Below are 13,054 nucleotides of genomic sequence, written 5' to 3'. Positions count from 1 at the left end.
GCCGTCACCTCCGGTATTCCGCGGGTACGGCCCTGGCCGCGATGGCCTCGAAGCGCCGGTCGAAGAGCGAGCCGACCTCGAACTTCTTCACGAAGCCGCCCTCCGCCAGCAGATCGGCGGTCTCCTGCTCCCACTTGACGGCCTCGTCCCAGCTCGGCGGGAAGAGGGGCTTGTTGGCGAGCGCGGTGATCGACCGCGCCTGCGCGAGGGTCAGGTTCTGCGTCTTGACGTAGAACTCCTCGTTCCACTCGTCGGGGTGCTCGTACGCCCACACCTGGCCCTTCGCCCAGCGCGGGATGTACGCGGCGATCGCGGCCGCCTTCGCCCGGTCGGCCAGCACCGAGGTGGGCGCCCAGAGCAGGTTGAGCAGGTCCACCACGTCGGTCTTGATGGTGTGGGCGCCCTTGGACCCGTACTGCTTGAGATAGGCGGGTGCCTGGCTGTTGGCGAGCGGGGCGATGTCCACCTGCCCGGCCTGGAGCGCGGTGAGGAACTGGTTGCTGGTCAGCGGCACGAGGTTCACGTCGTCGTAGGACAGACCCGCCTGCTTCAGGGCGCGCAGCAGGACCACGCCCTGCGCCTGGCCCTGGGAGAAGGCCAGCTTCTTCCCCTTGAAGCCCTGCACGTCCTTGATGTCGCTGCCGGGCTTGGTGGCGAACAGGTAGTTGGGCTTGCGGGTGATGTTGATCGCGACGATCTTCGCGTCGAAGCCCTGGAAGTGCGCCTGGATCGGCGGGATGCCCGCGTTGTTCCCGACCTCCAGGGACTTGGCGCGGAAGGCGTTGATGACGTCGGGCCCGGCGCCGATGTTCACCCAGTCGGACACGGCGAACGGCAGTCCCGACAGCCCCGCCAGCTTGAACTGGAGTTCCTGGACGCCCTGGTACGAGGCGATCGAGAGCTTGGTGCCCTTCGGCACCTTGTCGGACAGGGGCGCCGACAGGTCTCCCTTGGACTGGCTGCCGGCCGCGCTGGCGCCGGCGCAGCCGCTCAGCCCGGCCACGGCCGCGGCACCGAGCAGTGAGGACAGGAACACGCGCCGGTCGACACCGGACGTGGACGGGGACGAGGAGGAACGCGTCGACCGCGCGGACAGTGGTGGCATGGAAGGACTCCGGGGATCCAGGGGGCGGGAGGGCGCGCGGGGTTCCGGGCATGGCGAAGCCGGAAGGGAGGCGGGCGCGCCGAGAAGGACACACGCCGGTGGCGTGCCGAAGAAGACGGGCCGACCGGGACGACGGCGTCCGGACGATCCGTGCCGCGGCGGCGTCGGACGGCCGGTCCCGCGATACGACGGATCAGCGCACCGGCGGATCAACGTCTCGGGGGACCGGCGACGAGGCGCCGGTGACCACGCGTCGGTGACGGTGGGTCAGTGGCGGCCGGTCAGCGACAGAGGGTCAGCAACAACGTGTGCGTGCGACCCGCATCAGGTCGACCACACGGCACTTGGTGAGCGGAACCTGCACCCGCGCGCTGCTCATGCACACGATGCTCCTGTCCGGGAACGAACCCTGTCAACATTCCGACTTTCTGAATTAATTAGCTCCCGGTGGGGAGCCCGCGGAGCCCAGCGGATCGCGGTAGAGGACGTCGAGCACGACGGACCCGCCCGCCACGGTCAGCACCGAATCGGGGAAGCTGGTCGGGAGGACCGCGGACGCCCGCTCCGGTCCCACCGCCTCGCGCAGCGCGCCGAGGCAGTCCTCCCGGTGCACGGCGCCTATCTCGGTGACGACGACCGTCTCCGGGTTGAGCACGTCGAGCAGCAGCCCCGCCGCCCGCCCGACCGTCCGGGACCGCTCCGTCAGCAGCTCCACGGCCAGCGGGTCGCCGGCGGCCGCGGCGGAGACCACGTGCATCGGGTTCGAGCCGTCCGTGACCCCGCGCTCGCGGGCCCGCCGGCACAGCGTCCGTTCGCTCAGCTCGGCCTGGAGGCACCCCGTCCGGCCGCAGTCGCACCGCTCCGACCCGCCCGGCAGGGGCAGATGGGCGATCGCTCCGGCCTGCGAGCGGGGCCCGTAGTGCACCTGGTCGTGGGTGGCGAAGGCGGCGTCCACCACGTTGCCGGCGAACAGGTGCAGCACGCTCCGGCTGCCCCTGGCCCGCCCGAACAACCGCTCCCCGTTGACCAGCGCCCGCGCGTGGCCGTCCACATGGACCGGCAGCCCCGTGCGGGTCCCGACGGCCTCCCGCACGGCCACGTCACGCCAGCCCAGCATCGGGTGCTCCACGATCGTGCCGGAGTCCGGGTCCACCCAGCCGCCGGCCGCCACTCCGATGCCGAGGGCGGTCCGGCCGGGGACGTCGGAGAGGAGGGCGGCGACCGCGTCGGCGGCGTTGGCGAGGACGGGGCCCGGTTCGGTGCGGTCGTGCCGCAGCCGCTTCTCGGCGAGGACCCGCCCGCGCAGGTCCAGCAGCGCCACGGTCGTGTACGGCACGGCCACGTGCACCCCGCCGACCACGAAACGGGAGTGGTCCAGGTCGACCGGGAGGTGCGGCCGCCCGACCCCGCCCGACCGGAGGGGCGCGGCGGCCTCCCGGATCAGACCCCGTTCGGTGAACCGGGCGCAGTAGTCGGTCACCGACGCGGGGGAGAGCCCGGTCAGCCGGGAGATGGTGCTGCGGGCGACCGGCCCGTGCTCCAGCACGGACCGCAGGATCACGCTGGCGCTCGCCCGGCGCCGGGCGAGGACGGGGGAAGGAAGGGACGTGGAAGGGGGTGCCACCGTACTGGCCATGGAGTTCTTCCTCGGGAGCTGGTCCGGCCGAGCGCCGTCACGTACGCCCCGCCGCGACGGGCGCGGCGTGCGTCTGCTGTGGTCCGCTGTGGTCTCGGCGAGCCGGATCCGCTCCGCCCCGCCTCAGGACGGGCGGCGACAGGTGGCCGTGCCCTGGCGTCGCAGGTCGACGTAGCGACGCGACGAGAAGTTCAGGGCCTGGGGAACCATGCGGTGAAGGGTAGGGGGCCGACCGGGGCCCCCGCCAGATACGCCCAAGGACCGGACAACGCCGGTGCGTTCCCGCTCCGGCCGGCTCCGGACGGGTCCGGACGCTCGGCGGGGTCTTTGGTGAATCTCCACAGTGCCGGCCCCGGACCGCCCCGTAGCAGAAACGACGTCACCTCAGTGACCAGCATCACCCTGGGGCAGGTGTACCGGGCACTCTTTGTAAGGTGCCCACCAAGCCCCGGATCCGCGCTTTGTCGAGCACTGACGGTGATCACCCGTACGCCCCTGGGATAGCGTCGCCGTGTTCCGACCTGTCCTCCCCCGAGCTCCGCGTGGGCCAAGGGGGTACCCCCGTTCGCCGGAGTCCTCATGAGCACCGCTGTCGCCACGCCCTCCCGCCCCGGTGAGGTCCTCGCCGACCTTCTTCCGGCCTCCCGCGTCCGTGACGCCGTCCTCGTGCTCGGCGGTGCCGCGCTCACCGGCCTCGCCGCCCAGATCTCCCTGCCCGTCCCGGGTTCCCCGGTGCCGGTGACCGGCCAGACCTTCGCCGCGCTGCTCGTCGGCACGGCGCTCGGCGCACGCCGCGGCTTCCTGTCGCTCGCGGTGTACGCGGTGGTGGGCATGGCCGGCGTCCCGTGGTTCGCGGGGGGCAGCTCCGGTGCCGCGGCCCCGTCCTTCGGCTACATCCTCGGCATGCTGCTCGCGTCCACCGTCGTGGGCGCCCTGGCCCGCCGCGGTGCCGACCGCTCCGTGCTGCGCATGGCGGGCACGATGCTGCTCGGCGAGGCGATCATCTACGCGATCGGCGTTCCCTACCTGGCCCTGGCCACCGGCATGTCGGCGAGCGCGGCCGTCGCGGCGGGCCTCACCCCGTTCCTGATCGGCGACGCCCTCAAGGCCGCCCTGGCGATGGGCATCCTGCCGGGCGCGTGGAAGCTCGTCGACAAGAAGTGACACCGTGCCGGTGGGGCCAGGACCTCACCGGCCGGACGACGCTCGTGTCCGAGCGGTCGTCGTTCCCCGCGAAAGGCTCGCCGGCCCGGTCCTCGACCCCACCCGGCGAGCCTTCACGCTTCCCCACCCGCCACAACCCCCGGCGACCACCGCGGCCCACCAAGCCCCCGACCAACACCGACACCCCGCCTCCGACACCCCGCCTCCGGCACCCCGCCTCCGGCACCCCGCCTCCGGCACCCCGCCTCCGGCACCCCGCCTCCGGCACCCCGCCTCCGGCTCCCGGTCCCGGCCCGGCAACCACTGTTCCCACCGCGGCCACGCTGCCCCGGCCGGCCCCGGCACCCGCCTCCGGCTCCCGGTCCCGTCCCGGCGATCACTGTTCTCACCGCGGCCCCGGCACCACGCCCACCGCACCGAACGGCAGCCCCTCGCCTCCGGCTTCCGATACCGCCCCACCGCGCCGGGCGCCAGCACTTACCCCCGGCCCCGTTTCCGGCTTCCGGTCCCGGTCCGGCGATGGGTGTTCTCGCCGCGGTCAGCGGCTGGCCCACCGGGGTGGGCGTCAGGACATCGCCCCGGCCCCGCCTCCCGGCCTATGGCCCCCGCCCCTGGCTTCCGGTTCCGGCCTGGCGGTCGGTGTTTTGCCGCGGCTCGCGGTCGGCTCACCGCGGCAGGTGCCAGGACTTCGCCCCCGGCTCCGGCTCCCGGCCTTTGGCCCCGCATCTGGCCCTCTGGTTCCGCCCCCGGTCCGGCTTTTGACCCTGACTCCGGTCCCGGTCCCGACCCTCGGCTCCTGGCCTCCAGCCCGGCTCCGGTCCCGCCTCCGTCTTCTGGCCCCGGCCTCGGCCGGCCCCCGGCCCCGGCCGAGGCCGGGGACTTGGCTCGGTCCCGGCCGGAGGCCGTCGTGCTTCGGTGGGTGAGAGGAAGTGCGGGTGGCGAGGGGAACGAGAGAGGGGCCCGCGGCCGATCGGCCGCGGGCCCCTCTCTCGTTCGGGCGTCGGGGGCGGGTCAGGCGCCGACCTCGGCCCGGGTCTCCTCGGGAGCGCCGCTCTCGACCGGCTGCGCGGAGGAGCGGGCGCCCGCGCCGACCTTCTGCCGGACGAACGCGATGACCAGCACGACCGCCGCGACGAGCAGCGACAGCAGCACGGTCTCCCGGCCGTCGTGCTCGGTGTCGGTCAGCATGTAGCCGAGCACGAAGACGATCATCGCGGCCGTCGCCCAGGTCAGGTACGGGTAGAGCCACATCCGCACGACGAGCTTCTCCGGCGCCTCGCGCTGGATGATCTTCCGCATCCGCAGCTGCGAGAAGCAGATGACGAGCCACACGAACAGGGCCACCGCACCGGAGGAGTTGACCAGGAAGAGGAAGACCGAGTCCGGGAACTTGTAGTTGAAGAAGACGGCCACGAAGCCGAACACGACCGAGACGAGGATGGCGGTCATCGGCACACCGCGCCCCGTGGTGCGGGCGAACGACTTCGGCGCGTCCCCGCGCTGACCGAGCGAGAAGGCCATGCGGGAGGCCGTGTAGAGGCCGGAGTTGAGGCAGGACAGCACGGACGTCAGCACGATGAAGTTCATGATCTGACCGGCGTGCGCGATGCCGAGGGAGTCCAGGGCGGCGACGTACGAGCCCTTGTCCTTGATCGACGGGTCGTTCCAGGGCAGCAGCGCGACGACGACGAGGATCGAACCCAGGTAGAAGACGGCGATGCGCCAGATGATGCTGTTCGTCGACTTGGTCACGGCCCGCTGCGGGTCCTCGGACTCGCCGGCGGCGAGCGTCGCGATCTCGCTGCCCATGAAGGAGAAGACGACCAGCAGCACACCGGTGAGGATCGCGCCGGGGCCGTGCGGCAGGAAGCCGCCGTGGCCGGTCAGGTTGTCCAGCCCGGCCTTCGGGGCGTCCACGCCCGGCAGCACCCCGAAGATCGCGAGGGCGCCGACCACGATGAACGCGCCGATCGCCACGACCTTGATCCCGGCGAACCAGAACTCGAACTCGCCGTAGGAGCCGACGGAGACCAGGTTGGTGGCCGTCAGCACCACCATCACGATGAGCGCCCAGCCCCACTGCGGTACGGCGGGCACCCACCCTTCGAGGATCTTGGCGCCGGCGGTGGCCTCCACGGCCAGCACCACCACCCAGAAGAACCAGTACAGCCAGCCGATGGAGAAGCCCGCCCAGCGGCCGAGCGCCCGGTCGGCGTGCGCGGAGAACGAGCCCGAGGTCGGATTGGCGGCGGACATCTCACCGAGCATCCGCATCACCAGCACCACGAGCGTGCCGACGAGGGCGTAGGAGAGGAGGATGCCGGGGCCCGCGGTGGCGATGCCGGAGCTGGAGCCGACGAAGAGCCCGGCTCCGATGACACCACCGATGGCGATCATCGACAGATGACGGTTCTTGAGTCCTGCCTGGAGGCCGCCACCGGGTTCTCCGGGGGCCTGTGCGGCCTTCGTGGGGGTCGGCTGCGAGGTCATGAAGGGGGATTCCTTTGCGCCGTATGAGCAGATCGCCGTACAGAACGCCTGCCCCGTACGAGCGGCGTACAGGGCACGGCACCGACCCTTCGTGGGGACCGCTGCACGGGCACGACCAGTGAAACGGAGGTGGAGGGGTTCGTGAACCTTCGAATCCAGATTGTTACTTGAGGTTTTCTTGAGGTTCTGTAGGCTTGCTCACAGTTTTCTCGTGCGGGCCCCGGCGCGGCCGGCCCGGGACGGCCGTGTCACACTCGGACCATGCGCGTGTATCTCGGATCCGACCATGCCGGTCTCGAACTGAAGAACCACCTCGTCGAGTGGCTCAAGGCCGCCGGCCACGAGCCCGTCGACTGCGGGCCCCACATCTACGACGCCCAGGACGACTACCCGCCGTTCTGCCTCCGCGCGGCGGAGCGCACCGTGGCCGACCCGGGTGCTTTCGGCATCGTCATCGGCGGCTCCGGCAACGGCGAGCAGATCGCCGCGAACAAGGTCGCCGGCGTCCGGGCCGTGCTCGCCTGGAGCGAGCAGACCGCCGCGCTGGGCCGCGAGCACAACAACGCGAACGTCATCTCCGTCGGCGCCCGCATGCACACCCAGGAAGAGGCGACGAAGTTCGTCGAGACCTTCCTCGGCACGCCGTTCACCGGTGAGGAGCGCCACGTCCGCCGCATCGAGATGCTCGCGGACTACGAGAAGACCCGGGAACTCCCGCCGATCCCGGCCCACCACCCGCAGCAGCCGTAGGACCGGCACCGACGGACCGCGGGCCCACGGGCCCGCGGGGCCCCGGGGCCGGCGAACCGTCGGGCCCCCGGGCCGCCGGACGAGAGAGACAGCAGGAGGAACGGTGCCCGAGGGGCACACCATTCACCGGCTCGCGGAGGACTACCTCGCCGCGTTCGGTGGCCGCGCCGTCCGGGTCACCAGCCCCCAGGGCAAGTTCGGTGACGCCGCGGCCCTCCTCGACGGATCGGTCCTGACCGCGACGCAGGCCCACGGCAAACACCTCTTCCTCGGGTTCGGTCCGGGGCGGTGGGTCCACATCCACCTCGGTCTCTTCGGCAAGGTCGGATTCGGCGGCACGCCCGCCCCGCCGCCCACGGACACCGTCCGGCTGCGCCTCGTGAACGAGACGGCGTACGTCGACCTCCGCGGCCCCACCACCTGCGCCCTGATCACGGACGACGAGAAGCACGCGATACACGACCGCCTCGGTCCGGACCCGCTGCGCCCGGACGCCGACCCGTCGGCGGCCTACCGCAGGGTCTCCCGCAGCCGTACGACGATCGCCGCGCTGCTCATGGACCAGAAGGTCATCGCGGGCGTGGGCAACGTCTACCGCGCCGAGGTCCTCTTCCGGCACGGCATCGACCCGTACCGGGCGGGCAGGGACCTCGCCGCCACCGAGTGGGACGCGATCTGGGCCGACCTCGTGGACCTCATGCGCGAGGGCGTCCGCAACAACCGCATCGACACGGTCCGGCCGGAACACACTCCCGAGGCGATGGGCCGCCCGCCGCGCGTGGACGACCACGGCGGCGAGGTCTACGTCTACCGCAGGGCCGACCTGCCCTGCCACATCTGTGGCGGCGAGATCAGCACCGCCGATCTCGCCGCCCGCAACCTCTTCTGGTGCCCGGCCTGCCAGAAGGCCTGAGCCCCCGTCAGGGGTCCCGGACCCTAGAATCCGTGCGGCAGCCAGGGGGCGAGCGCCGAGGCGAACGCCGTCGCCGCCTCCGCCAGCGCCCCTCCCCGCAGTTCACGCACCCTGCCCGCGGCCGCGAGCGAGGCCAGGGACACGCCGCCCAGGTAGGCGGCCCCCAACTCCCGCACGGACAGGGCGAGATCAGGGGCGTCCTCGGTGCGGGCGCACACCGCGCCTTTGGCGTCGCCGGTGAGCCGCCAACGCCCCTCGTTCCAGGGGCAGAAGGAGTCCTCGACCTCGAACACCACGTCCACCGGGGCCTGGTAGGTCCGGGCCTCCAGCGCGGCCCCGACGTCGACGAGCCGTACGTGCAGCGAGTCCTTCACCCGCAGCTGACAGCGGCGGATGTCGGAGACCAGGTGCTGCCAGGCGTCGTCCACGGGACGGGCCCGGGTCCGCAGGGTGGACGTCAGGTCGATGTCGAAGAGGAACCGCCACAGCGCGGCCCGCGCCGCCGGGTCAAGACCCTCGAGGTCCACCATCGTCACCACCCCGTTGTGCCCGGCCGGGCCCCACTCCGGCTTGACCCGGAAGCGCGTGTACCCGACGGTCTCGCCGTCCCGCTCGGCGACAACGCACTGCAGCGGCGAGGCGCCGTTCCGTTCGTCCGCCGGGTCGAGGAGCATGAGCCGCTGCCAGCCGGGCTGCCGGGCCAGCATCCCGGGCCGCTCCGGCACGAGCCGCGCGTACACCGCCTCGCACGCGTCCAGCACCTCGGCCGGCACCGCGTAGCGCAGCCGTACGCCATCGGTCCCGGGCGGCACGGACAGCCGTACGCGGGCGGTGTCGATCTCCGCGCTGACCGAGGAGGTCGCGATGCCGTAGCCGAACCGCCCGTAGATCCCCGGCTCCGACGCGACCAGGACGGCGAGCGGCTCGCTCCCGGCACGGATGTCGTCCAGCTGGCGCCGCATCATCGAGGTGAGCACCCCCCGCCGCCGGTGCGTGGCCGCGACGCTCACCATCGTGACCCCGGCCGCCGGCACCGAGGCGCCGCCGGGGACCGTGACACGGAAGGAGAAGGCCCCCGCCGTACCCACGCAGTTCTCCCCGTCCCACACGCCCAGCGAACGGTCGTACTCTGTGAGCGCGTTCCACAGTTCGCGCTCCTCGGACGACTCCGCCACACCTCCGAACGCGCGGATCAGGTTTTCGTACCATTCGTCCCAGTCGGCCCGCCGCAGCACCCGAACGTCAGTCGTCATGACCCATGCCTACCAGGGCAATGCGGTACGAGCGAGGGAATTTCGCCCGGCCGCGACGGCCCCCGGCCGTGATGCGCCGGTGCGGTTCTCTGTGAAGTTGAGCGCTCGGAGGGGGACAAGTGGGACCTCCCGTGCCAAGCGCCTGGTCCGATGGATAGGGTCCCGAACTAATGGCAGCAGGACGAGAGCGGCGCGCTGAAGCCGATACGTTCACGGCCCGGTTGAAGATGCAATGGCACCGGGCCCGCACAGGGCTGCGCAGATCCGCCGTGGACTACTTCCGCGGGGACGGTTCCGACTGGATCGCGCTGGCCGGCCTGCTGATCATGATCCCGGTGATCGCCTCCACGACCCTGGTCAACTCGGTGTGGTGCTCGCCCGCCGCCCTGGTCCTGCCGATCGTGGCCGGCGGACTCCTGCTGCGGCCCGCCAGCCTGCTCGGGCTGTACGCGGCCGCGGCCACCGCGCTGATCGTGGAGTCCGTGAAGCTCGGCCCGTACACCGAGGGCCCCTCCCGGGTCACACCGGGCGTGGTCCTGGTCGTCGCGGCCTGCGGCTTCTTCGGCCTGCTGATCGCACAGTTCCGCAGCCGGGTGGGCGTGCCCTGGCGCCGCGGCGGCACCATGCTCTTCGACCTGCGCGAACGCATCCGCGTGCAGAGCAAGCTGCCGAAACTGCCGGTGGGCTGGCACCGCGAGATGGCGCTGCGCCCGGCGGGCGGCCAGTCCTTCTCCGGAGACTTCGTCGTGGCCGCCCGGACGAACGGCGGCCGGACCCTCGAAGTCGTCCTCACGGACGTCTCCGGCAAGGGAATGGACGCGGGTTCCCGCGCCCTGCTGCTGTCCGGTGCCTTCGGCGGCCTCCTCGGCTCGCTGCCGCCGCACGCCTTCCTGCCCGCCGCGAACGGCTATCTGCTGCGCCAGGACTGGGACGAGGGCTTCGCCACCTCGATCCACCTGGTGCTCGACCTCGACTCGGGCGACTACGAACTCTTCTCGGCCGGACACCCGCCGGGCCTGCAGCTCAGCGCGGGCAGCGGCCGCTGGGAGGAGAAGGCCGCCGAAGGCCCCCTGCTGGGGGTGTACGACGGCGCCCAGTTCGACCCGGTGAAGGGATCTCTGCGGCCCGGGGACGTGCTCATGCTGTTCACGGACGGTCTGGTCGAGACCGCCGACCGGGACATCGTCGAGGGCATCGACCGGCTCACCGGGGAGGCCGACCGCTATGTCGCCGGAGGCTTCCACGGCGCCGCCTGGCACCTCATCGAGGCGGTGGCCAGGGACGTCAACGACGACCGGGCCCTCCTGCTCATCTGCCGCGACGGTCTGGCGCCGGTACGCTGACCGCGCCCCGCGGAATCCGGCGACCGGGGCGGCGGCCCGTACCGAGGAGACACTGATCGCGTGACCCGACCTCTCCTGACCCTGGCCGAAGTCGAGGCGCTCGCCCGCGCGGCGCACGCGGACCAGACCGACAAGGCCGGCCGGCCGTACGCCGAGCACCTCCAGGCCGTGGCGGACGGCGTCCGCGAGCGCGGGGGCGACGACGACCAGGTGGCGGCGGCCTGGCTGCACGACGCCGTCGAGGACGACGTCCTCTCCGAGGACTGGCTGGACGAGGCCGCGCTGAGCCCCCGTACGAAGGACATCGTCCGGGCGCTCACCAAGGCGGACGGCGAGGCCCCGGAGGCGTACGCGCGACGCATCCGCACCACCCGGGGCGCCCTGCTGGTCAAGGCCTCCGACCTGGCGCACAACTCCGACCCGCTCCGCCTCGCGGTCCTCGACGAGCTCACCCGGACCCGTCTGACGAGGAAGTACGCGACGATGCGGGCGCTGCTGGGGCTGCCACCGGGCTGAGCGAGCCGGTGCCGGGGGAGGGCGTGCCGACGCAAGGAGAGGGCGGGCCCGGTTCTCCGGACCCGCCCTCACCCGCACCGGCCGGTCAGGCGCGGCCCACCGGCTGTACGCCGGCCGGTCGTGCGTCGGCCGGTCGTGCCGCGGCCAGTCGTGCGCCGGACCGGTGGGCGTCGGCCTTCGCCCGCTCGCGGGCGACCTCCGCCGCGTCCCGCTTGAACGCCCACTCCATCCTCGGCTCCATCGAGAACCGGAAGACCCGCCGGACGGGCCGTGTGCACAGGGCGGTGATGAGCGCGGCCGCCGCGACCGTCGCGAGGGCCTCCCCGAGCGGCTCGTGCAGCCAGGCCTGGTCGAACCATCCCGCGTAATCGCACCCCTTGAGGACCAGGCCGTGCAGCAGATAGCCGCACAGCGTGCCCGCGCCGAGCGCCGTGAACCAGTACCTGCGCCGCGGCACCCAGGCGAAGAAACACGTGGTGAGCAGCAGCGAGCAGCAGTAGAGCGCGAGCGTCATGAGGACGCCCGTCCACCAGGGGACCCCCAGCTCCTGCGCGCTGTCGCGGTGGAAGAACCAGGCGGCGTTCATCCGGGGCGCCGCCCAGTAGCCCACGGCCAGCGCCGCGATCATGACGGGGACCGACAGGACGCGCACCTCGCGGCGGCGCGCGAGCCGGAAGTGCTCGGGCTTCAGGCACAGGCCGAGGACGAAGAACGGCAGGTACTGCAGCACCCGCTGGAGGTCCAGGTCGTTCCCGATCTCCGGCGAGACGGAAGCGGCCAGGCCGATGCACAGGGTCAGCGGGAGCGGCTGGCGGACCAGCTTCCACAGGGGGGTCGTCAGCCGCCAGACGAACAGCGCGGCGAGGAACCAGGTGAGGTACCAGGGGTCGAGCAGGCTGACCGTCAGGTCCGAGCCGCCGACCCAGCGACTGAAGAGGGAGTACGCCGTCTCGAAGAGGACATACGGCACGAGGACGCCGGTGACCAGCCGCTTCAGGCGGTCGGGGCGCATGTCGAAGGTACGGGAGAAGTAGCCGGAGATGACGATGAAGGCCGGCATGTGGAAGGCGTACACGACCATGTACAGCGCTTCCAGGACCCGGCTCTGGCCCTTCAGCGGATCCCACACGTGACCCATGGCCACGAGCACGATCGCCAGGTACTTGGCGTTGTCGAAGAAGGGGTCGCGCTGTCCGGCGGGCCCGCCGTCCGGCGCGGCGCCGGTGGCGGCCGCCGCGGCGGCCCGGGGCGAGCGCGGGCCCGGTACCCCGTTCGCCGGGTCCGTCGGCCGTGGGTCCGGCGGAGGGGGTGATCCCTGGTGGTCATGGAGTCGGAGCGAGTCGGTCACAGGCCCTCCCGCCGGGAACTCAGGGGGACGGATCTGGACCTCGCTGCGTGTGCGGGGGACGTGGCGGCGTGGAACATCTGAGGCACCCTAGCGTCGTCTGTGCGTTCTCGTGAAATGCTCGATCTCATTCCTGCTTATCGCCTGCGCCTACCCCGGATTCGGAGATGTGTGCCTGTCGATTCGCACGGGTTCCACGCATCGACTCACTTACCGATGACGGGTGTTATGTACCCTTCTATGGTGATCAATCGGTGCATAACGCCCGCAGGCGACTCTGAAGATATGTCCGGTTCGGCTGTCTTTGTCCGTCCGCGCCCCGCGTTCACGATGCGCCTGCGGCGGTAATTCGAAATATCTGCGAACGAGATGTGTGGACACGGCAATCGGTGTCGTGAATTCGCCGTCCCGGCCTGCCGTCGAATTATGTTGCGGGGCGGCGGAGTTGACGTTTTCCCGTAGTGCCGGGGGACGGTGTGCCGGGCTGTTCCGGTGGGGTGCCGGATCGCTCACGGGGCGGCCCCCGGCCGACGATGCGT

At 71.9% G+C, this 13,054-nt stretch carries 10 protein-coding genes; 5 read left to right on the top strand and 5 right to left on the bottom strand.

Features of this window, described 5'->3' with window-relative positions:
• Positions 1 to 4: 4 nt before the first annotated feature.
• Complete coding sequence (locus ACICHK_RS14885) at positions 5 to 1,105, bottom strand: ABC transporter substrate-binding protein (RefSeq protein ID WP_406837272.1); 1,101 nt, start codon at positions 1,103 to 1,105, stop codon at positions 5 to 7.
• Between the two features lie 433 nt (positions 1,106 to 1,538).
• A complete protein-coding gene (locus ACICHK_RS14880) occupies positions 1,539 to 2,741 on the bottom strand; it encodes an ROK family protein (RefSeq protein ID WP_406837271.1) in 1,203 nt (400 codons plus the stop codon).
• Between the two features lie 579 nt (positions 2,742 to 3,320).
• Between ACICHK_RS14880 and ACICHK_RS14875 the strand changes: the two genes are divergently transcribed.
• Entirely contained in the window at positions 3,321 to 3,905 is a 585-nt protein-coding gene (locus ACICHK_RS14875) for a biotin transporter BioY (RefSeq protein ID WP_151471451.1), read from the top strand.
• A 1,011-nt stretch (positions 3,906 to 4,916) separates the two neighbouring features.
• On the opposite strand, the gene ACICHK_RS14870 is transcribed toward ACICHK_RS14875, so the two are convergent.
• Positions 4,917 to 6,395, bottom strand: a complete 1,479-nt coding sequence (locus tag ACICHK_RS14870) for an amino acid permease (RefSeq protein ID WP_406837270.1) — start codon at positions 6,393 to 6,395, stop codon at positions 4,917 to 4,919.
• A gap of 261 nt (positions 6,396 to 6,656) precedes the next feature.
• On the opposite strand from ACICHK_RS14870, the gene ACICHK_RS14865 reads away from it, so the two are divergent.
• Positions 6,657 to 7,145, top strand: a complete 489-nt coding sequence (locus tag ACICHK_RS14865; RefSeq protein ID WP_151471448.1) for a ribose-5-phosphate isomerase — start codon at positions 6,657 to 6,659, stop codon at positions 7,143 to 7,145.
• 103 nt (positions 7,146 to 7,248) lie between these two features.
• On the top strand, positions 7,249 to 8,058 hold the full coding sequence (locus ACICHK_RS14860) for an Fpg/Nei family DNA glycosylase (RefSeq protein WP_406837269.1): 810 nt from the start codon (positions 7,249 to 7,251) through the stop codon (positions 8,056 to 8,058).
• Between the two features lie 23 nt (positions 8,059 to 8,081).
• Here the strand turns inward: ACICHK_RS14860 and ACICHK_RS14855 are convergent, their stop codons facing one another.
• On the bottom strand, positions 8,082 to 9,311 hold the full coding sequence (locus ACICHK_RS14855; protein WP_406837268.1) for a GNAT family N-acetyltransferase: 1,230 nt from the start codon (positions 9,309 to 9,311) through the stop codon (positions 8,082 to 8,084).
• Between the two features lie 170 nt (positions 9,312 to 9,481).
• Between ACICHK_RS14855 and ACICHK_RS14850 the strand changes: the two genes are divergently transcribed.
• Both ACICHK_RS14850 and ACICHK_RS14845 read left to right on the top strand, forming a co-directional pair.
• Positions 9,482 to 10,654, top strand: a complete 1,173-nt coding sequence (locus ACICHK_RS14850; RefSeq protein WP_037618834.1) for a PP2C family protein-serine/threonine phosphatase — start codon at positions 9,482 to 9,484, stop codon at positions 10,652 to 10,654.
• 60 nt (positions 10,655 to 10,714) lie between these two features.
• Complete coding sequence (locus ACICHK_RS14845; RefSeq protein ID WP_406837267.1) at positions 10,715 to 11,170, top strand: HD domain-containing protein; 456 nt, start codon at positions 10,715 to 10,717, stop codon at positions 11,168 to 11,170.
• Positions 11,171 to 11,255: 85 nt separating this feature from the next.
• On the opposite strand, the gene ACICHK_RS14840 is transcribed toward ACICHK_RS14845, so the two are convergent.
• Entirely contained in the window at positions 11,256 to 12,518 is a 1,263-nt protein-coding gene (locus tag ACICHK_RS14840) for an acyltransferase family protein (protein WP_406837266.1), read from the bottom strand.
• Positions 12,519 to 13,054 lie beyond the last annotated feature (536 nt).

This window comes from Streptomyces sp. AHU1 (genome assembly GCF_045343905.1).
In the GTDB taxonomy this organism is placed as follows: domain Bacteria; phylum Actinomycetota; class Actinomycetes; order Streptomycetales; family Streptomycetaceae; genus Streptomyces; species Streptomyces triticiradicis.
The sequence above is the reverse complement of the archived record's forward strand: the minus strand, read 5'-3'. Positions and strand labels throughout refer to the sequence as shown.